Origin of the sequence: Bacillus sp. RK1064 (assembly GCF_051488405.1) — a bacterium.
Taxonomy (GTDB): domain Bacteria; phylum Bacillota; class Bacilli; order Bacillales; family Bacillaceae; genus Bacillus.
The window spans coordinates 375199-396091 of sequence record NZ_JBPSCZ010000001.1 but is presented as its reverse complement, the minus strand read 5'-3'; the positions used below and the strand labels follow the sequence as shown (position 1 = coordinate 396091).

Here is a 20893-nt window from a genome sequence, read left to right as displayed (position 1 = left end):
AAACATCAAAAAAGCCGCCGCCTTTTTGGCAGCAGCTTTCTTCTCTTACATGGTGCGAAGTGCTTCTTCTACTGGTTTATCCCCTTTAATCAAGTCAAAGGATTTATTTTTCACATTGGATTCCGTTAAGCTTTCCACAAGTACAGCGGCTACGTCCTCTCTTGAAATCTCAATGTTTTGATCATCTGGAATATGCTCCGCAGCTTCAATCTTTCCTGTCTTTTCCTCATGCAGCAAGGCACCTGGGCGGACGATGGTATAGGAAAGCCCAGACTGTTTTAAGTGTTCATCTGCTTTTCTTTTCGCCTCATAATAAATTTCCATACTTCCTTGCCCTTTTCCCTGGTTTGGATCATCGGCATTATAGGAACTCAGCATAACAAAATGCTGAATGTTTTCTTTTTTCGCTGTGTCGACAAGGCGTTTTGCACCTTCTTGATCCACTGCAATCGTCTTATCTGCACCTGTTTTTGAGCCTGAACCAGCTGCAAAGATGACAGCATCTGCTTGTTTCACAGCATCTGTCACATCCTTTTCAAGATCACCGATGACAGGCGCTGCACCAAGTTCCTTTAGCGCATCCGCTTGTTTTTCATCTCGAATGAGAGCAAGCGGCTCATGTCCTTTTTCTTTTAAATAACGAATGACGAGCCTGCCTGTATGTCCATTTGCTCCAGCAACTAATACTTTCATTGTTCATTCTCCTTTCTGTATCTGTTTCATCTTTATCCTTTTTTGCTATCATTCAAACACCTAAACAAAAAAAGCCCTTCCCAGAAAATATGGGTAAGGGCTCAGGCAATGTGCGATCTATTAAAATAAGTAGAATGAGAAAAGTGCATGATCTATGTAATCGCAAGGTTGATCAGCAAAGATGTTTTGTCAAAATGGCTTGCACATCACTCAAATCCGTCTCTTTCGAAAAATCGAGTTCAAATACTTTTGAGCTTGTGACAAGCAGCATACCTGTGTCCTGATCAAACACGCCAGCTTCTTGAATGGCAAAACTTTCAATTGATCGATACGGCAAGGAGACCCTGACTTTCTTCTTAGAAAATACGCGGTTATCGCCAAAGATCAGTCGTTTATTGGTGAAACAAATTTGGTCGTGACGCAGTCTGTAAACAGCCTCAATTCTTTCCCCTTCAATTAGTAAGGATTCGAATTTCTTATCATTTTGTTTACTGACAGAAAAAATACCCACGTAAACCCCCTCTTCCTCCATCAAATTCCTTTATGAAAAAACGGACGCACGCTCTGTGGGTACGTTTTATTCTCACTTATAGAATACGCTATAAATGGTCGTTATTCCATTACGAATAGATTAAATTTCATTTAACTTTTTCTTTTTGATTCGATGCTCTTTCCTCTACTTATTTAGACAGTTAAAGCAGGAAAAAAGTTTCAGTTCTTTTTGAGAAAAATTGCTGAATGTTACCAATAAAAAAACAGTGATTTTTTCAAATCACTGTCAGCGTGTAGACAAACCCTCGCATTCTTTGTCAATCCTGCGCGCCGGTGCTCACGAATGTCAAATTCGCTCCGCTCCGGTACTCGTCCTTCCTAGACTGCAAAGGTTTTCATGTCACGCTGAAAAAGAAGACAAAGTGCTAAAATAAAGATCATTTTAGCACTTTGTCAACAATCTGGACTATTCGTCTTTTGGTGTATCAATGGTTCCCTCGGCATATACATCGGAAATCTGCTCAAGCGTAATCGCCATATCAGCATCTTCGTGATCATGCCAAGCATTTTGATTATTCTGCTCGTCTGTTTGCTTCTTTTTCATCATCATCACCCTTTACTGTTTTTCTTAGTATGAGTGATGATCACTAAAATCATTCAGCAGAAATGTCTTCGAAATACTCTTTATAATACCCGCCTACTTTACCTGTATTATCAACGACTAACAGGAATTCTTCTGTCTCATTTTTCACTTCATATGTGCTTCCAACCGTTAGTGCTCGATCGACCATATATTTTTTCGCATTCGTATGTATACATTTTACTTGCTTTAACGTTTGAGCCGTTTGCCAGTTTTGATGGATCATAATTTAAAAACTCCTTTTTTCATCTATACATTTATTGTAGCCAATTTTTCGTGAAATGCAATGAGTGTTATGGATTGCTTTCAAACATGTCGTGTAATATGATAAATGTATACGTTTACATATGTGTACGTATACTGGTTCATTTGCTTCAGGTCCGCTTTTCCACCTAGAACTCGCAGAACAATCCATATCTTTAAGGAGGTTTGTTTATTTATGAGCTCTACAACACTTCAAATTAGTTCAAAACTCGAATCTTTTCTCCAAGGGACGAAAAAGCTCTACATTAACGGTCAGTTTGTCACAAGTCACGATAACAAAACCTTTTCGACTCCTAACCCGGCCACAGGTGAAACCCTTATTGATGTATATGAAGCAGGTGCAAAAGACATTGATGAGGCAGTAAAAGCTGCAAAAAAAGCTTTTCATGGTCCTTGGCGCTCCATATCTGCCGCTGAACGCGCCCGCTTCATGTTCAAGCTTGCCGATCTAATGGAAGAAAACCAAGAAGAACTCGCACAGCTTGAAACATTAGATAACGGAAAACCAATTAATGAAACAACAAATGCAGATATCCCTCTCGCCATTGAGCATATGCGCTATTATGCGGGCTGGACGACCAAAATAAGCGGACAAACCATTCCTGTCAGTCAAGGGTACTTTAATTATACCCGTCATGAGCCTGTTGGCGTTGTAGGACAAATCATTCCTTGGAACTTCCCGCTGCTCATGGCCATGTGGAAAATGGGTGCTGCACTTGCAACTGGCTGCACCATCGTTTTAAAACCAGCAGAACAAACACCCCTCTCTGCTCTTTATTTAGCTGAATTAGTGGATAAAGCCGGCTTCCCAGAAGGTGTGATTAACATCGTTCCTGGATTTGGTGAAACAGCTGGGAACGCATTAACCGATCACCCTGATGTAAACAAGCTTGCCTTCACGGGGTCAACAAGTGTTGGGAAACTCATCATGGAGAAAGCAGCCAAATCCATTAAGAGGGTCACATTAGAACTTGGCGGAAAATCACCTAATATTATTTTGCCAGATGCCGATTTAAAGAAAGCCATTCCAGGTGCTCTAAATGGTGTCATGTTTAACCAAGGCCAGGTGTGCTCTGCAGGTTCTAGGGTCTTTGTTCACCGGAGCCAATATGATGAGGTTGTCGATCAAATGGCCAAATATGCGACATCCCTCAAGCAAGGCGCCGGTCTTCATCAAGATACGCAAATCGGACCTCTTGTAAGTAAAGAACAGCACGAGCGCGTGTTAGGCTATATTGAAAAAGGTAAATCTGAAGGTGCAACAGCCGTTGTCGGTGGCGATTGCCCTTATGAGGCTGGCTATTTTGTCTCCCCTACTGTTTTTAAAGATGTAGAAGATGACATGACCATCGCAAAAGAAGAAATCTTCGGCCCTGTCTTATCTGCCATTCCATACGATTCCATTGATGAAGTGGTCGAAAGAGCCAACCAGTCTGATTATGGATTAGCCGCAGGACTTTGGACAGAAAACTTAAAGCATGCCCATGATATTGCTGCACGTCTTGAAGCAGGCACGATTTGGGTCAACTGCTATAATGTCTTTGATGCTGCATCCCCATTTGGAGGATACAAGCAATCAGGTCTTGGCAGAGAAATGGGATCATACGCCCTTAACAACTATACAGAAGTCAAAAGTGTGTGGATTAATCTCCAAGACTAATGACGCCTATAAAGCCGGTGACCATGTCATCGGCTTTTTTGTGATTGCATGTGACAGGCAGGCTCCTGAATATAGTAATAAAGGAAAGGAGCAAGGCCGAATATGCAAGATTTCAAAACGAAAGTAAACGAATTTATTGATGAATTACACATGCAAATGCAGCGCAGACAACGAGAAGATGGCGCTTTTGTCTTCTGCTTTGAAGGCCCAATGATGACAAATGCTTTTTTGATTATGCTGTTAAAGGCTGTTGGCGATTCGGATCAGGCGTTGGTTCATCAATTGGCAGAAGCGATTCGCGAAAAGCAAAATGAGGATGGTTCTTTTTCTTTGTATCATGATCAATCGGGACATGTAACAGCGACTGTGCAAGGCTATTGTGGAATGCTTGTTTCAGGCAGGTTTCAACAAGATGAGCCGCATATGGAAAAAGCAGCACACTTTATTCGATCAAAAGGCGGATTAAAAGACGTTCATTTTATGACAAAGTGGATGCTTGCCGTCAATGGCATGCACCCTTGGCCATACTTCTATGCGCCACTTTCATTTTTACTCATCCCTACATACTTTCCGCTGCACTTCTATCATCTTAGTGCATATGCAAGAATTCATTTTGTCCCAATGATGATTGCACTCAACAAACGATATACCTCTCATGAAAAGTTTCCAAGCTTAGCACATCTTGATGCGAACATGTCTAAAAGTCCTTTTGACTGGTTTATGGCAAGAGAAGAACGTTCCACTCACCACTTTCTAGCGTACATGCGGTCGTATACAGCACTCGACAGCCGCCTCGACTTTTTCGGGTATGAGGCAGCGAAGCGGTATATGTTTGACCGACTTGAAAAAGATGGCACGCTGTACAGCTATTTAAGTGCCAGTATTTTTATGGTCTATGCACTCATGAGTCTTGGATACTCTCCTGGGCATCATCTCATTTTAAAAGCAGTTAAAGGGATGAAAAAGATAGTCACTGACTGTGGGGGCAGGAAATATGCTGAGAATTCTACATCCACAGTTTGGGATACAGCGCTTGTCAGTTATGCTTCTCAGCGAGCAGGCAGAACACAAGAAGATCCAGTTATCGAAAAGTCTTTTACGTACTTATTGAACCGGCAGCAAATGAAGAAAGCAGATTGGGCGGTTCATAACCGGCATGCGGCTCCGGGAGGCTTTGGTTTTTCAGATTTGAACACAAATAACCCTGATTGTGATGATACGCAAATTGTGTTAAAAGCCATTCCTCACATCTACGCACCCGTTCAGTGGAAACGAGGGTTTGATTGGCTTCTTTCCATGCAAAACCGTGATGGCGGCTTTTCTGCTTTTGAAAAAAATCAAGATCACTTCTTGCTTCGTCATCTTCCGCTCGAATCTGCTGAGGATGCGGCCATTGACCCATCTACTCCTGATATTACAGGTCGTGTGCTTCATCTCATCGGTCTTGAAGAGAACAACATGTCACCACTCATGCAAAGGCAAAAAGATCATTGCGTAAAATGGCTTCTTGATCATCAAGAGAACAACGGATCATGGTTTGGCAGATGGGGTGTTTGCTATATTTATGGAACCTGGGCTGCATTAACAGGACTAAAGGCTGCTGGCATCCCCTCATCGCATCCTGCTGTTCAAAAAGCGTGTCGATTTTTAAAAACAATTCAATTGGAAGATGGCAGCTTCGGAGAATCGTGTAAAAGTGCAGAGGTAAAAAGATATGTCCCGCTCCCATTTGGAACAGTGGTTCAAACGGCTTGGGCTGCTGAGGCACTTTTACAATATGAGAAGCCGGATCACACAACAATTTTAAAAGCCATCTCATTTTTGATTCATCATCAGCACTCGAGTGAAGCCTTGCACTATCCAGTAGGCATTGGTCTTCCAAAGCAATTTTACATCACCTATCATAGCTATCCATTTGTCTTTCCAATGATGGCTTGTTCCACATTTTTAGAAGAAATGAGGCGTAAAAATGAATAAGGAAGAATATCGCATGCAGCTTAAAGATTGGCTTAGCTCCATTCAAGGTGCAGTTCAAGATGACAACATCCGTCAGAAAACAGAACATTTATCGTTCATCATGAATGATGAATATTCCAGTGAAGAAGAGTGGTACGAATTGGCTGAAAGTATTGCAGAGGATATGAAATTACTAGAAGCAATGCGGGATGTGGCAGCTGGCGACCATAAATTACCTCCGCTCCCTTACCGGTATGATGCACTAGAACCGTTTATTTCAAAAGAGATTATGTATTTGCATCACCAGAAACATCATCAATCATATGTTGATGGTCTGAATCAAGCTGAGCTTGCCTTAAAAAGAGCGAGAAGAACCAATGATTTTAAAATGATCAAGCATTGGGAACGGGAGCTTGCCTTCAATGGTGCGGGACACTATTTACATTGCATTTTTTGGTTTTCTATGAGTCCTTCAGGAAAACGAAAGCCCACTGGACAAATGCTGCGTCTCATTGAACAATCATTTGAAAGCTATGATGCATTCAAATCCCAATTTTCAGCTGCAGCCAAACAAGTAGAAGGTGTTGGCTGGGCCATTCTTGTATGGGCACCAAGATCTCAACGATTAGAGATTTTACAAGCCGAACGCCATCAATTTCTATCACAATGGGATGTGATCCCTCTTCTAGCTCTTGACGTATGGGAACATGCCTACTATCTGCAATATCTGAATGAAAAAGCACAATATGTAGACCGTTGGTGGAATGTCGTTGACTGGCGTGAGCCAGAAGCACGACTAAAGCAAGCTCAGCAAGTGAAATGGACCCCTTTTTAAGACGATACTCCATATAGGCAAATGCTTATATGGGGGTTTTTAATTCAATTTAGTTTACATAATTTTATTATGATCGCCTTTATAAAGAATGGGTTGTTTTTTCAGAAAATTCGTTTAAAATAAAAAAGATATGTAAGGAAAGAGAGTTGAAACAATAAATGAAGATTCTTTTAACTATTAGTCACTTTGCAGGAAGGACCTTTGCGATTTGGGTCATTGTCTTTGCACTTCTTGGATTTGCCTTTCCTGCCGAATTCTCTAAGATTGGACCGTATATTCCTTTTTTACTCGGTATTATTATGTTTGGAATGGGGCTTACCTTGTCCGCTGAAGATTTTAAAGAACTGTTTCGAAAACCTCTTTATGTTCTGATCGGGGTGCTGACGCAGTACACACTCATGCCGCTTCTTGCCTTTTTGTTAGCTTACGGACTGCGGCTTCCGTCTGAAATCGCAGTAGGAGTTGTTATCGTAGGCTGCTGCCCAGGCGGTACAGCATCGAACGTCATGACCTTTTTGGCAAAAGGAAATACAGCTTTATCTGTAGCTGTAACCACCATATCAACATTGCTTGCGCCGTTTTTAACCCCTGTTTTCATTTTAATTTTTGCAAGATCTTGGTTACCTGTATCACCAGAGGCTCTGTTTTTATCCATTGTACAAGTTGTCTTAATCCCTATTATTTTAGGTATTCTTGTGAAATTGTTTTTTAAAAAACAAGTATTATATGCGGTTCAAGCACTGCCGCTTGTATCTGTTGCTGGAATTGTGGTGATCATTGCTGCGGTTGTCAGTGCAAATAAAGAGCAGATTCTTCAATCTGGACTGCTGATATTGGCCGTTGTTATATTACATAATGGACTTGGTCTTTTATTTGGTTACCTGATCGCAAAGTGGTGCAAAATGGATATCCCTTCTCGTAGAGCGATCTCGATCGAAGTTGGCATGCAAAACTCTGGACTCGGTGCAGCTCTAGCAACAGCGCACTTCTCGCCACTTGCAGCCGTTCCAAGTGCCATTTTTAGTGTGTGGCATAATTTATCTGGTTCCTGGCTTGCAACATATTGGTCAAAAAAAGGAAATCCTGAAAATGAAAAAGAAAAAAAGCTAGCACCTTAACGGGTGCTAGCTTTTCAAATTGAAGATTATCCTTCAAGCAATAGCTGCTCCGGATCTTCAAGCAAGTTTTTAATCGTGACAAGGAATCCAACTGCTTCTTTACCATCGACAATTCGGTGGTCGTAAGAAAGAGCTAAATACATCATCGGACGGTTTTCAAAACGTTCTTCATCAATTGCCACAGGACGAAGCTGAATTTTATGCATACCTAAAATTCCAACTTGAGGGCTGTTTAAAATTGGTGTTGAAAGCAGTGAACCGAATGTTCCACCGTTAGTGATCGTGAATGATCCACCTTGTAGCTCATTCAGAGACAATTTGTTATCTCTTGCTTTTTTCGCAAGATGACCAATTTCCTTTTCAATCCCTGCAAACGACAATCTGTCTGCATCACGGACAACCGGTACGACAAGTCCTTCGTTAGCAGCAACGGCGATGCCGATGTCATAGAATTTCTTCAAGACGAGCTCATCACCTTGAATTTCTGCGTTAAGCAGCGGATATTTCTTCAGTGCTGCTACAACTGCTTTTGTGAAGAAGGACATGAAGCCAAGCTTTACATCATTTTGTTCAAGGAAGGCATCTTTACGGCGCTTTCTTAAGTCCATCACGGCCGTCATATCCACTTCATTAAATGTCGTCAGCATCGCAGCCGTTTGCTGAACCTCAACTAAACGTTTTGCAATCGTTTGTCTGCGGCGTGACATTCTCTCACGTTCAACTGGCTTTCCTGGTTGCTCATTTTGCACCGCAGCATTTGCTTTTGGCGCGGCTTTCGGTGCACTTGCAGGTGCTTCATTCTTTTGATAAGAAGCGACATCCTGCTTTCGTACCCTGCCCAGCGGATCTACGGTTGGAATCTCAGATAAGTCTAGTCCCTTCTCTCTCGCCAGTTTTCTAGCTGCAGGAGAAGCGATGGTTCTGCCATTACCAGATTTCGGCTCTTCTTTCACTGCTTCTTCTTTTTGGGCAGCTGCCGGTTCTTCTTTCGAAGCTGGTGCAGACTCTTGCTCAGGTGCTGGAGCTGCGGACTCGCTTCCGCCAGCTTCACCTGCTGCAATTGTTCCAATGACTTCTCCAACTTGTACAGTGTCACCAGAATCTTTCAGCACTTCTTTCAGTACACCAGATTCTTCGGCTGTCAGTTCGACATTGACTTTATCTGTTTCAAGTTCTAACAGGTACTCTCCCTGCTCCACATAATCGCCCGGCTGCTTTAGCCATTGAGCAATCGTTCCTTCCGAGATCGATTCCGCTAATTCAGGTACTTTAATTTCCGCCATTTTTCATTTCCCCCTTAGTTTTTGCGAGTCAAGCTATCAGATACAATTCGTTCTTGTTCTTTTTTATGCACAGTTGGGTCACCCTCAGCCGTACTTGAACGTCTTCTTCGGCCGATGTAACGTACTTTTACTTTTTCAGGCGCAATCTCACGTAAATATGGCTCAATGTATCCCCAAGCCCCCATATTTTGTGGCTCTTCTTGCACCCATACGATTTCTTCTAAGTTTGTTAGTTTCGATAAAATCGCTTTAATATCTTTGGCTGGGAATGGATATAGTTGTTCCACTCTCGCAATGTGAAGCCAATTTTTCGTCTCTTCCATTTGAGTAAAACGATCACTAATATCGATTGATACCTTTCCGCTAGATAGCACGAGGCGCGATACTTTTTCGTGTTCATGCACAAGGCCTGGCTGTTCAAGAACTGGACGGAACTGTCCATCCGTTAATTCCTGGACTTCAGACAATGTGTTCGGATTACGAAGCAGACTCTTCGGTGTCATGATGACAAGCGGACGAATCTCTTCACGAAGCAGCATTTTCGCCTGTCTTCTAAGGATATGGAAGTATTGCGCTGCACTTGTCAGGTTCGCCACTGTCCAGTTATTCTCAGCAGCTGATTGCAGGAAACGCTCTGTTCTACCACTTGAATGTTCAGGTCCTTGTCCCTCATATCCATGCGGCAAGAGCATCACTAGACCTGATTTTTGTCCCCATTTTGCGCGGCCAGCTGAAATAAATTGATCGAAATACACTTGAGCCGCATTTGCGAAGTCTCCAAATTGAGCCTCCCAAATGACTAACGTTTCAGGAGAATAGACATTATAACCATATTCAAATCCGATCACTGAGCCCTCTGACAGTGGACTATTATGAACAGTAAATGATGCGTTTGCATCACTCAGCTCATGAAGAGCAATAAATTCATCTCCAGTTTGACTGTCGTGAAGAACAAGGTTTCTTTGAGCAAAAGTACCGCGCTCTGAATCCTGTCCGGTCATTCGAATTGGCGTACCGTCTTTTAATATAGATGCAAATGCAAGTGCTTCCCCAAGCGACCATTCTACTTTACGGTCATCTGTAAACACTTTTGCACGTTTTTCAAGGATCCGCTTGAGCTTACCAAATACTTGGAAATCCTCAGGCCAGCTGATCAATTCTTCATTCAGCTTTCGTAATACATCAAATTCTACTGATGTATCCACTGCTGGGAAGCCATTTGATACTGGTTCTGGCAGTTCAATTTCTTGAATCGTATGCTCTTTCTTTGAAGGCACCTTTTGATAGGCTTCTTCTATTTTCGTCGCTACAGCCTGCTCGATTTCTTCACGCTGCTCTTTCGTTAGAAGACCTTCTGTAACAAGTTTATCTGCAAAGATATTCTTGACCGTTTTGTGCTTTCTGACTGCATCGTACAGCATCGGCTGAGTCGTAGAAGGCTCATCCATTTCGTTATGACCGAATCTGCGATAACCGATCAAGTCAATTAAGAAATCCTTCTTAAAGCGTTTGCGGTATTCTACAGCTAGCTGAACAGCCGCTAAACATGCTTCTGGATCATCTGCATTGACGTGAACAATTGGAATCTCAAACCCTTTTGCAAGGTCACTTGCATATTTTGTTGAGCGAGATTCATTGCTTTCTGTTGTAAATCCGATCATATTGTTTGCAATGATATGGATTGTTCCGCCCACCTGATAGCCTACAAGTTGACTTAAATTTAATGTTTCTGCCACAATTCCTTCTCCAGGAAATGCCGCATCACCATGAATTAAGATGGCTAATGCCTTTTCAACGTCTAGAGCTGGATAACCTTTTTGAGTACGTGTTTCCTGAGCGGCACGTGTGCTTCCTTCAATGATTGGATCAATGAATTCCAAGTGACTTGGGTTATTGGCAAGCGTGACTCTCGCACTCTTTGTATCTTCGTCTTTAATTTGGCGATCTGCTCCAAGATGGTACTTTACATCACCTGTCCACCCGTAGCTGATGCCGATAGAGCCTTCTGATGGAACAAGCTCTTTATTTGGCGCATGCTGGAATTCTGAGAAAATAATCTCGTATGGTTTTCCTAACACATGTGCTAATACATTTAAACGGCCTCTGTGTGCCATTCCAATGTTAATATTTGAAGTCCCTTGTGTAACAGACTCTGAAATAATTTCATCAAGTACTGGGACAAGTGCGTCTAATCCTTCTATTGAGAAGCGCTTTTGCCCAACAAATGTTTTATGAAGAAACTGTTCGAACTGCTCAACTTCTGTTAATCTCTTGAAAACAGAAACTAGTTTATCCGCTGGTTTTTTCTTAAATAGTTCACCAGACTCAATCGATTTTGAGAGCCAGTTTCGTTCTTCGAAATCATGCACGTGATCAAACTCAAATGAAATGGTACGCTTATACGTATTTCTCAAATGGTTAATGGCTTCTATGCCGTTTGAAATGTGTTTTGGTGCGTCAGGACTAATAATAGATATTGGAATATTCTTGACGTCTTCTTCTGTTAAACCGTACTCCTTTAAAGGAAACAGCTCTTGTAATTCCTTTTCTTTGCGAAGAGGATTGACGGAAGCATTTAAATGGCCATACGTTCTGATGTCTTCTGCCAGTTTAACGACTGATGCTATCTTTTGGATTTGTTCAGAAGTAACTACGCTATTTTCTTTTTTCCCAATTTCCTCCTTCATTTCACTCGGTGGTGCACCAAGTTCATCAAATATGCCTCTTAGATCTTCATCAACACTAGTAGGATCCTGGACATACTGATCGTAGAGCTCGAGCACATAGCCGAGGTTCGGACCATGAAATTCTTCCCAACTCAACGGTTGTTTCACATCATTTTGAAACATTTTGAACACTACCCCCAACTTTGATCATCAAGTGATTGAACACTATCTCGATATAACTTCCAGAACACAATGACCAAATTTATGTAATAAAACGCTTCCAATAATATTCTACCACTGTTTCGGATTACTTTCTACATTCTTTGTTCAATTAAAGATAAAAAATTCACAGAAAAACAAAAAATTTAAATCATTCCGAAAAATATTTTGAAGAAAGGGGCAAAACCTTATGCCCCAATGCTTTTATGCAGTAATTTCTTCAGTAATGGATATAAGACATCCGGCAATGTATCGACATCTGGTACAAAAATGCTGAACTTGCCATACATATCTTGAATGGTTTTTATCTGTGCTTCTTCTATCGGCGAATTGGATAAAAACACATTGATCACCTCAATACCCTTTTTCCTCGCCTCAAGAACTGCTTCATGTGTATCGACGATCCCATTTTGTTCGTAGCTGAAGGCAGCTGGCTCTCCGTCTGAAAAGACAATGAGAAACTTTTGCTCTTCTCTTCGTTTTAAAATCATTTTTGTCATTTGACGAATCGCATAGCCATCCCGGTTATCCTCTTCTGGTTCAAGGGACATAATGGAAGGACCTGCATCAAATAAAGAATCTTTGAACGACACGACCGTGTTGAAATAGTTCGGCTGACTTGTTTCGGTTGCGTCGTTTGTATCTTCCCAAAATCCTACAATTTGATGTGGGACTTGAACGGATTTTAACGCTTCATGAAATAGAACAATTCCTTTTTTCGTCTCGTCCATCTTGTCAAACATGCTGGCAGAACAGTCTACTAATAAAGTGAAAACAGCATCAATCTCCGAAGAAGGTGCCTGTTTTTTATAGAAAAGACGCGGGTTAGAATCTGTAAAATACCGAATCAGCTTTTTACTGAGGCGTCCTGCATGAAGGTCCGTTTTTGGCCATGATTTTTTGTGTTCGAGCGTTTTTTGAATCATCTGTTTTAAGCGTTTCTGATAAGGCTCAATCTCCTTAGCGTGCTGCTTGTATACATCGATTTGTTCTGGCGCGGGAGGATCAGGTGAAATCATGACTGGAAACGCATATTTGTTCTCTTTTCCATTCTCATGAGCATCCGCCCCGCTTTCTTCCCCTTCAGCCTCTTCCAGCGCCTCAAGCTTTGAATAATCTTTTCGGTATGTTTGCTTGGCAGAGCCTTGGACAGTGCCGAGTGCTTGATCTCCGTCATCGCCTTCTCTTGCTGCATCCTTCCCGAGATCACTTTTACCGCCGTGCTCTAAATCAAATTGAAGGAAGCTTTTTGACGGCGCTTCTGTTTCTCGATGCCACACTTCCATATACTCCTGGTGGATATCTTCATCGCCCTCTTTTTCGCGGTCGACTTTGATGTCCTCACTTAATTTAGGTTTTCTTTTCAAGTCATGAAACAGCGGTTCTTTTGCCGCTTTTTCATAGTCCAATTCCGGGAAGAAAAAGTACGTATTCAGCATATCCTTATCAAGAAGCTCATCAAAGCCTTCCATTAATTCTTTGACAATGACTGCGATATCTCCGGTTGAACCCGCTTCATATACACGCTCAAGACTTGATTCAACAAACGGAATCATTGGGTTGATCCGCTCGTGAAGAGGCGGAATCTCTTCCAGCGGCGAATCAGCTGTCAGCTTCACATACATTGCACAATAGAGTGCATCCGTTAGAATGCTTCGCTCTTGGTTAATTGTTAATTGAGTCTTAAAGTGTCGCCGGTACAGCTCTCTTCTTCGTTTAAATACCTTTTTTGTTCCTGGGCGATCGCGTTTAATCCGCTCTTCAATCCGGATATCTTCAAACAGCATAAACAATTGTTTACATAGATCAGGAATGGAAATTGTATGGGCATAGCGAATAATTTCCTGAAAGACAGTCAGATCACTATAAACAGTTCCTACTGCACGGAGGAACACATCACTTTTTAGCCCGGCTGTCATGTCTTCTTGTTTACGATCATCCCAAAAATGGCTGATGAAAATTTTCTTTTCAAAAGGCTCATAGTAAGAATGCACTCCGTATTCAAGCTCGACATCATCACTTTTTGCTAACGTTTTAGCTAAATCCGTTAATTCCATAAATAAAAATGAATCGATTCTGCTGTCATTAAATTTGATGAATTTCAAAAGTCAGAACCTCACTCGAATAATGTTTGGGCAATATTTCTTACCGCTGCTTTTTCCCGGTCATCTTCTAGCTTTTCAACAATCCCTCGTTCAACTGCACGAAGCGGCGGGATGTATTGCGCAAGATCACATGTGTCTAGGAGTGCGCGGATGGATGCCGCTTCTTCACTTACCTGCCCGTTGTGCGCCTGTGTAATGAGGTCTGATGAGAGCTGCACGAATTGATCGATTAACCGTTCATCCTTTAATACAGATTGAGATTGCAGTACATCCTTTAGGATACCGCCGCCGATATATGGAACGTCAATCACAACAAAACGGTTTTTTAACGCTTCATTTAGAGGCACTGTGCCGACATAGCCTTCATTGATTGCCGCAATCACGCCAAAGCCTTCATCTGCTCGAACGACCTCGCCTGTAAATGGGTTTGTCATCATTTTTCTGTAGTCGAGTACACCGTTTAAAATAGGCAGTGTTTCCGGCTTCGCCATGTTGATTTCATCAATATATAAAAGATGGCCTTTTTTCATCGCTTTCGTTACGGGTCCTTCAATAAATTCAATAGAAGCAACTTGACCATCATTGTGAATGGTTTTATAGCCAATCAAGCTTTCTGCATCAAGATCAACCGAGCAGTTCACACTATGCATCGGCTGCTGAAAGAAAGCAGATAAAGTTTCTGCTAGTTTTGTTTTACCTGAGCCGGTCGGCCCTTTTAAAAGAACATTTTTGCCGAGTGCTAGTGCAATCATCGCATCTTGTATGATAGACGTATCCTGTGATTCATAGCCGCCTGTTCCAATAAGCGGACGGAATTCTTCTTCTAGTCCTTTTGCTTTTGCTTCAATCATTGCTTGAATTTCTTCTGGGAGTGATTGTTCGTTAAACATATATGATTAATTCCTCTCTTCGATCATTTTCCTCACCAAGTATACTAAAAAAACCTTTATGCACTCAATACATAAAGGCTAGACATCTGTTATTTTACCATTTCTTTTGTAATCGCTCCGCAAGCGATGCGTTTCCCTGAGTTTCCAGAAGGGTTGCTTAAGTAATCATCTGCTTCTGCATGAATGATAAAGCTCCGTCCATTTTGATCGATTAATTGGTTTGGACCTCCCTTTAACGTCACATCTGGTACATTCACGACAACATCAATTTGTCCATCTGCCCCAACTTCTAAATTAGGCATATCTCCAGCGTGGTGGCCTTTTGGGTTATCAAATCCATGCTCCCGGTGTGTTGGATTAAAGTGAGCCCCTGCCGTTTCAAAATCTGGCGCTTCACATATTCCTGTTTCGTGAATATGGAAGCCATGAGGACCAGGCGGCAGATCTTTCGCTTTCACATGTAAATCCAGCCCATTTTCCGAGGAATCTCTTACTTCGATGCTGCCTATTTTTTGCCCGTTTTCATTGATGAGTGTCGTGGTAACTGGTGCTTGTTTAGGTGCTGCAACCTCGCTGATTTCTTCTGTCGTTTCTTTTTTCGGCGGTGCATGACATGCTGTTGCGACAAAGACCAGACACATCATGATCACCCACACTGACTTTTTCATATGACTGCCCCCTTTTGATATCAGTATGGACAATCTGAACAATAGGCAAACAAAAAAAGCCGAAAATCGGCTTTTTTTAGAAGAAACGTTTTGCACCTAAATAGGCTTTTTTCCAATATGGGTTGCTTAAGTTCGATATCCCAACTCCGCTGTCACTTGCATGAAGGAAATCTCCTCCGCCAAGGTATAGTCCCATATGAGATGGACCCGCTTTGTATGTTGTGAAATAAACAAAATCGCCAACCTGTGGTGTGCTCACAGGTTTCATCATACTCCAGTAGCCTGCTGTGCTTAATCTGGATACAGAGGAAACTTTATTAATGAGGTAATAAACAAAGCCGCTACAGTCAAAACCAGATGGTGTATTGCCGCCCCATCTGTAAGGAATGCCTGTCAGCTTTTTCCCTTCTTGGATCATCGTCGTGATTTTTGCATTCATCGGCACATCATTTTTGTTATTATTGACCGGAGTTGTCGAACCGTTAGACGTAGAACCATTCGACCCAGTTGAGCCTGAAGCTGCACCATTAATTTTTAGAACTTGTCCAATTCTAAGCACATCGCTTTTTAAGCTGTTTGCTGTGCGGATGGATTGAACCTGCACTTTAAATTGATTCGCAATTTTCCATAAGGAATCGCCTGATTTTACAGTATAAGATGTCGCTTTCCCGCTTGAAGGCGGGTTGCTTGGTTTAGCAGGTGCTTTCGGCTGACTTGGTTTTGATGCAGCCGTCCCTTTTACTTTCAATACTTGATTCGGATAAATCATATCAGATTTTATCCCATTCAATGTTTTGATTTCACCAATCGACATATTGAGCGAATTCGCAATTTTCCAGAGAGAATCCCCTAATTTAACCTTGTATGTACTTGATGAGGATGAACTATTTGAGTTCGTTGTCTTATTGTTTGAGCTGGAATTTGAAGAGGAGTTTGATGACTGGCCCCCGCTTGTCTTCGTACTTCCAGATACCTTTAGCTTTTGTCCAGGACGAATTAAGTCACTGTTTAAGCTGTTTAGACTTTTTAAGCTTGCGACTGACATTTTATGATTTTTTGCAATGAGCCATAAAGAATCTCCAAGCTTTACAGTGTAGCTTGATGTCGTTGAAGCATTTGATTTCGTTGCTTTTGATCCAGTTGACGAGCTGGATTTTTTGTTTTTTGCGCCAGGAATTTTCAAGCTTTGTCCTGCAAAAATCATCGTCGTTTTTAGTTGATTAAGAGTTTGAAGTTCCGAAATACTTGTATTGTACTGTTCGGCAATCTTCCAAAGTGAGTCACCGCTTTTCACTTTGATCGTCTGTGCTTCTGCCGGTGCAGCAAACACAGCTGAGCCAGCGATCGCTGAAACTGTGAGGCCGGTTACTACTTTTTTCTTCATAGATGAATCTCCGCCTTTCATATTTCATTCAATAAGACTTATGTACTAGTTTTGAGTTTAGCATTTAATGGTTCTGCTTCTCTTGCACTATTTTATCTTTATTTCTATTATATTACTCGACATGTAGACTTTGGGCAATAACAAATAGGCTAAAGCAGCCAACTCAAAATGCTAAAACAAAGCCATATCGTTTCTATCGGCAGTTTGCTGTATTTATAAACATTTTTTAAGGAATTTTTAAGTTGACGTTTAGAAATTTGTCAAAACAAGCACGGTGCTAGTTTCATAGTTCTATTCTACATGACAAATTTTTCTGTATCAAATGACTTTTTACTCAATTGGCTGTTTTTTCTCCTCAAATGAAAAAAAGCATCCTTCCGAATGAAGAATGCAGCGATTCATTTTTATTTCCTTATTTCAGGTTCTTTTACAGTGAGCGGATAAAGGACTCCTTCTTTCGCAAACGACATTTTCCCCGTTTCTTCTGATACGACGAGAACAAGTGCATCGGTCATACCGGAGAGTCCGATCGCAGCCCTGTGTCTTGTCCCGAGAGAAGGACTAACTTTTTTTGAAGTAAGCGGGAGCACATTTGCAGCAGATACGAGTGTATTCTCTTTGACTAAAAGAGCACCATCATGAAGTGGATTTCCTGGGTAGAAAATGCTTTCTATTAATGAAGCACTAATTTTCGCATGAAGATTTGTCCCTTTTTGAATAAAATCCTCAACCTCATCACGCCTTTGAATCACAATAAGTGCCCCGTGTTTTTGTTTTGATAAGTTCTCAATGGCTAACGAAAATTGAGCAAATCCAGGTGTGAATTCTTCCATATACGATTGCAAATAAAACGAGGAAGCCTCTGCGTGCATTTCATTAAACTCATCATGTAATGACTCGAGATCACAAAGTAGACATTGCTCGATCTCATCAAGGGAATCAATAATGTCACTTGCATCCTTCATGATTTTCATCAAGTGTGTTCTCATGTCCACTTTAAATAGCGCTTCTTCATTCGTACGATTGATCATTTGACCTTTTCCCTCCTCCTTTTTGTTGTCATAAAATAACAAATTATGCGCATTCTATTGATATGGAGGTGACTTAATATGACCATTCAGAAAGTGATTCAATATGCTTGCAGCATTTTAGGTGTTGTCAGTCTTTCCTTTATTTATGCCCAAATGTTTAAAAAAACGAAGCCATCTAAGAAAAATAATCCGACGGGGAATTGATTTTTTTACATAGCATGATATAATCCTCTCGTTATTTCTGTTCAGAGAGGAACTTATGATGAGAGAAACAAATAGCATTCGAGCTAAGGTGACACTATTTTTAACCATTTTGATTCCGATTTTAATCACTCAAGCGGGTCTTTCGCTGATTACGTTTTTAGATACCGTAATGTCTGGAAAAGTGAGTGCAGAAGACCTTGCGGGTGTTGCGATCGGTTCTAGTATTTGGACACCCGTTTATACAGGACTTGCTGGTATATTAATGGCCGTTACGCCGATTGTCGCTCAGCTGATGGGCGCTGGGCATAAAAAAGATGTTCCCAAGGCTGTCTTTCAGGCGATTTATTTATCCTTTCTTTTAAGTATCGGTGTGATTGCGATTGGTACAATCAGCATCCCTTACGTATTAGGTGGACTTGGACTTGAGCAATCCGTAGAGGATATTGCGCGGCATTTTCTCAGTTTTCTTGCTTTTGGTATCATCCCGCTGTTTGGTTATTCGGTACTCAGGTCATTTATTGATGCATTAGGGAAAACACGTGTGACGATGTTCATCACGTTAACAGCACTTCCTATTAACTTTGCTTTAAACTATGTATTTATTTTTGGGAATTTTGGCTTTCCAAAGCTTGGCGGTGCGGGAGCTGGCCTTGCATCTGCGATGACGTATTGGGCCATTTTCATCATGAGTATTTGTATTGTCATGAAAGCAGAACCATTTGCCTCATTTCGTTTGTTTCAAAAACTGCCTCGAATCAATATCTCCCGTATGGGGCAAATACTGAAAATCGGTCTTCCTATTGGGTTTGCGATCTTTTTTGAAACGAGTATCTTTGCAGCTGTCACGCTGTTAATGGGTCACTTTGATACTGTGACGATTGCAAGTCACCAGGCTGCGATGAACTTTGCTTCTATCTTATATATTTTACCGCTCAGTATCTCAATGGCTTTAACAATTGTCGTTGGGTTTGAATCCGGTGCCAAGCGGTATAAAGACGCGCAAAACTACAGCTATATCGGAATTGGAACGGCGGTATTATTCTCATTGTGTACGGCGGCACTCATTTTGTTATTTAGACCAGAGATTGCTGGTTTATACACAGCTGAATCGGCTGTTTTACAGTTGACACAGCACTTTTTGATTTATGCGATCTTTTTCCAGCTGTCAGATGCAATTGCTGCACCCATTCAAGGGGCTCTGCGCGGCTATAAAGATGTGAACTATACGCTCATTGCCGCATTTGTTTCTTACTGGGTGATCGGTCTTCCTTCCGGCTATTTGATTGGCACCTATACCTCATTTGGGGCATTTGGCTATTGGATTGGTCTCATTGCAGGACTTGCCGCTGGTGCCGTCGTCCTCTTTATCCGCCTCAGATTGATTGAAAAACGCTTGCTTCAGCAAGCGCTCAATCACTAAATACGACACAAAAAAAAGCAGCTGATCGATGTCAGCTGCTTTTTTATTTAGTCATTCCATTGGTACGTCCAGAAAATTTCTTCATCGAACCATTTTTGGACGACAGGTTCTTTGTTTTTCAGCTTCTGTTCAAGCTCTCTCAGCATGCCTTCTGTTTGCGTTCTATGCGCTCTCAGTGCATTTAATTTGATATCTGCTACATCTGTAATGTCGATCATAATATCTGCATTTCCCAGCACTTCTTCTCTATTTCTTGTAATGGCCATGCAGTATGTGACAGGACGGTCTTCTTTTTTCTTACGGTAAAGAGCGCGAATAACCGCTTCTCCTGTCGCATCATGATCAGGATGTACACCGTGTCCTGGATAAAACGTGACAATCAGTGTAGGTTTGACTTCATCAATGATGTTTTCCATCACATCAGCTAAATACTCGTCGTCTTCAAATTCCAATGTTTTATCACGAAGTCCAAGCATACGTAAGTCTGTGATATTCATTTCTTTGCAGGCATTGATTAATTCCTGTTTTCTTAATTCAGGAAGTGTTTCGCGATTGGCATATGTTGGGCTGCCCATATTTCTGCCCATTTCCCCAAGTGTCCCGCATGCATACGTGACTGGGATTCCGCGTTTTCTGCTTTGTGCAATGAGACCTGCAACCCCAAAGGATTCATCATCTGGGTGAGGCAACATCACTAGTACATGTTCGTTCATGACTCGTCACCCTTTCTTCTACACCTGAAATGGTGTTTCACTAATTTGTAATGAGATCGCTAGTTTTCCGTCTGGCAAGTGCCCTGCTAACAGCAGGCGGCCATGGTCATCAAACACATAATCCGTTAATCCTTCTGCGTAAATCCAGCCATCTTCTGTTTTCATTCCAACACGGTACGGACCTTGTCCTTTTATTTTCGCCTGTGAATAGACGACTTTCGCATTTCGGATATAAGCCACGACCGTCATATTTTGTTCATTTACATGAGCTGAATAAGAACCAGTTGTCGTTTCAAGATGAACGAAAACTGGACGATTTAAAAACGATTCAAGATGTGTTGTGACATCTTCCGTTTGAATTGGTTTCATGAGTGGTTCCTTCCTTCATTTTGAATTAATTCTCGCAGCTTTTTTGTATGTAAGCTGATCAGCTGCAGCTGATGATCATGCTCAAGCTCACTTTCTAATATTCTCTCTACAGCGAGCACATATTTTTGATGGAATGATTTTCTCGCCCGCGGATGAGTGCGCGCATCGCTTAAATCATCACATATCGCCTCGAGTAAAGAAGACATATCATCGACATCAAGCTGACGATTTTTCCATAAAGATTGATAAGCGGCTGCAAGCTCATTGGCAGATGACATGTAAT

Annotated in this window: 20 protein-coding genes; 6 read left to right on the top strand and 14 right to left on the bottom strand. The window is 41.6% G+C overall.

The window, feature by feature from the left end; genetic code table 11:
- Positions 1-45 precede the first annotated feature (45 nt).
- The 4 genes from ACSSTM_RS02250 to ACSSTM_RS02235 all read right to left on the bottom strand — a co-directional run bounded on the left by ACSSTM_RS02250 (position 46) and on the right by ACSSTM_RS02235 (position 2051).
- A complete protein-coding gene (locus ACSSTM_RS02250) occupies positions 46-693 on the bottom strand; it encodes an SDR family oxidoreductase (protein WP_034660919.1) in 648 nt (215 codons plus the stop codon).
- A 172-nt stretch (positions 694-865) separates the two neighbouring features.
- Entirely contained in the window at positions 866-1204 is a 339-nt protein-coding gene (locus ACSSTM_RS02245) for a PH domain-containing protein (protein WP_024422682.1), read from the bottom strand.
- 447 nt (positions 1205-1651) lie between these two features.
- On the bottom strand, positions 1652-1789 hold the full coding sequence (locus ACSSTM_RS02240; protein WP_223249850.1) for a DUF4025 domain-containing protein: 138 nt from the start codon (positions 1787-1789) through the stop codon (positions 1652-1654).
- 49 nt (positions 1790-1838) lie between these two features.
- Positions 1839-2051: a DUF6501 family protein gene (locus ACSSTM_RS02235; protein ID WP_437403970.1), complete on the bottom strand. Its 213-nt coding sequence runs from the start codon at positions 2049-2051 to the stop codon at positions 1839-1841.
- A 213-nt stretch (positions 2052-2264) separates the two neighbouring features.
- On the opposite strand from ACSSTM_RS02235, the gene ACSSTM_RS02230 reads away from it, so the two are divergent.
- The 4 genes from ACSSTM_RS02230 to ACSSTM_RS02215 all read left to right on the top strand — a co-directional run bounded on the left by ACSSTM_RS02230 (position 2265) and on the right by ACSSTM_RS02215 (position 7658).
- Positions 2265-3749: an aldehyde dehydrogenase family protein gene (locus ACSSTM_RS02230; RefSeq protein ID WP_034660920.1), complete on the top strand. Its 1485-nt coding sequence runs from the start codon at positions 2265-2267 to the stop codon at positions 3747-3749.
- A 102-nt stretch (positions 3750-3851) separates the two neighbouring features.
- Positions 3852-5726, top strand: coding sequence for a terpene cyclase/mutase family protein (locus ACSSTM_RS02225; RefSeq protein ID WP_095285290.1), 1875 nt, complete (start codon positions 3852-3854; stop codon positions 5724-5726).
- Positions 5719-6540, top strand: a complete 822-nt coding sequence (locus ACSSTM_RS02220; RefSeq protein ID WP_034660922.1) for a superoxide dismutase — start codon at positions 5719-5721, stop codon at positions 6538-6540. The genes ACSSTM_RS02225 and ACSSTM_RS02220 overlap by 8 nt, the downstream gene beginning before the upstream one ends.
- A gap of 158 nt (positions 6541-6698) precedes the next feature.
- Entirely contained in the window at positions 6699-7658 is a 960-nt protein-coding gene (locus ACSSTM_RS02215; protein WP_034660923.1) for a bile acid:sodium symporter family protein, read from the top strand.
- Positions 7659-7684: 26 nt separating this feature from the next.
- Here the strand turns inward: ACSSTM_RS02215 and odhB are convergent, their stop codons facing one another.
- The 7 genes from odhB to cdaS all read right to left on the bottom strand — a co-directional run bounded on the left by odhB (position 7685) and on the right by cdaS (position 17904).
- Positions 7685-8941 carry a 2-oxoglutarate dehydrogenase complex dihydrolipoyllysine-residue succinyltransferase gene (gene odhB / locus ACSSTM_RS02210; protein ID WP_034660924.1) on the bottom strand — a complete coding sequence of 419 codons (1257 nt, stop codon included), beginning with the start codon at positions 8939-8941 and terminating at the stop codon, positions 7685-7687.
- Between the two features lie 14 nt (positions 8942-8955).
- Positions 8956-11790: a 2-oxoglutarate dehydrogenase E1 component gene (gene sucA / locus ACSSTM_RS02205; protein ID WP_034660925.1), complete on the bottom strand. Its 2835-nt coding sequence runs from the start codon at positions 11788-11790 to the stop codon at positions 8956-8958.
- 224 nt (positions 11791-12014) lie between these two features.
- Positions 12015-13931, bottom strand: coding sequence for a vWA domain-containing protein (locus ACSSTM_RS02200; RefSeq protein ID WP_034660927.1), 1917 nt, complete (start codon positions 13929-13931; stop codon positions 12015-12017).
- Positions 13932-13942: 11 nt separating this feature from the next.
- Positions 13943-14821, bottom strand: a complete 879-nt coding sequence (locus ACSSTM_RS02195) for an ATP-binding protein (RefSeq protein ID WP_003215912.1) — start codon at positions 14819-14821, stop codon at positions 13943-13945.
- A gap of 89 nt (positions 14822-14910) precedes the next feature.
- On the bottom strand, positions 14911-15489 hold the full coding sequence (locus ACSSTM_RS02190) for a superoxide dismutase family protein (RefSeq protein ID WP_034660928.1): 579 nt from the start codon (positions 15487-15489) through the stop codon (positions 14911-14913).
- Positions 15490-15565: 76 nt separating this feature from the next.
- Positions 15566-16873, bottom strand: a complete 1308-nt coding sequence (locus tag ACSSTM_RS02185; RefSeq protein WP_437403969.1) for a LysM peptidoglycan-binding domain-containing protein — start codon at positions 16871-16873, stop codon at positions 15566-15568.
- 404 nt (positions 16874-17277) lie between these two features.
- Positions 17278-17904: a sporulation-specific diadenylate cyclase CdaS gene (gene cdaS, locus ACSSTM_RS02180; RefSeq protein WP_034660930.1), complete on the bottom strand. Its 627-nt coding sequence runs from the start codon at positions 17902-17904 to the stop codon at positions 17278-17280.
- Between the two features lie 78 nt (positions 17905-17982).
- Between cdaS and ACSSTM_RS02175 the strand changes: the two genes are divergently transcribed.
- Together ACSSTM_RS02175 and ACSSTM_RS02170 are read left to right on the top strand one after the other, a co-directional pair.
- On the top strand, positions 17983-18108 hold the full coding sequence (locus tag ACSSTM_RS02175; RefSeq protein ID WP_262416988.1) for a hypothetical protein: 126 nt from the start codon (positions 17983-17985) through the stop codon (positions 18106-18108).
- Positions 18109-18166: 58 nt separating this feature from the next.
- A complete protein-coding gene (locus tag ACSSTM_RS02170) occupies positions 18167-19528 on the top strand; it encodes an MATE family efflux transporter (protein ID WP_034660931.1) in 1362 nt (453 codons plus the stop codon).
- Positions 19529-19575: 47 nt separating this feature from the next.
- On the opposite strand, the gene bshB2 is transcribed toward ACSSTM_RS02170, so the two are convergent.
- Genes bshB2 through ACSSTM_RS02155 form a run of 3 tightly spaced genes read right to left on the bottom strand, consistent with a single transcriptional unit; the run spans position 19576 to position 20888 of the window.
- Positions 19576-20241, bottom strand: a complete 666-nt coding sequence (gene bshB2, locus ACSSTM_RS02165; RefSeq protein ID WP_187703918.1) for a bacillithiol biosynthesis deacetylase BshB2 — start codon at positions 20239-20241, stop codon at positions 19576-19578.
- Positions 20242-20259: 18 nt separating this feature from the next.
- Entirely contained in the window at positions 20260-20610 is a 351-nt protein-coding gene (locus tag ACSSTM_RS02160) for a YojF family protein (RefSeq protein ID WP_034660934.1), read from the bottom strand.
- A complete protein-coding gene (locus ACSSTM_RS02155) occupies positions 20607-20888 on the bottom strand; it encodes a hypothetical protein (protein ID WP_034660935.1) in 282 nt (93 codons plus the stop codon). Before ACSSTM_RS02155 ends, ACSSTM_RS02160 begins: the two co-directional genes overlap by 4 nt.
- Positions 20889-20893: the final 5 nt, after the last annotated feature.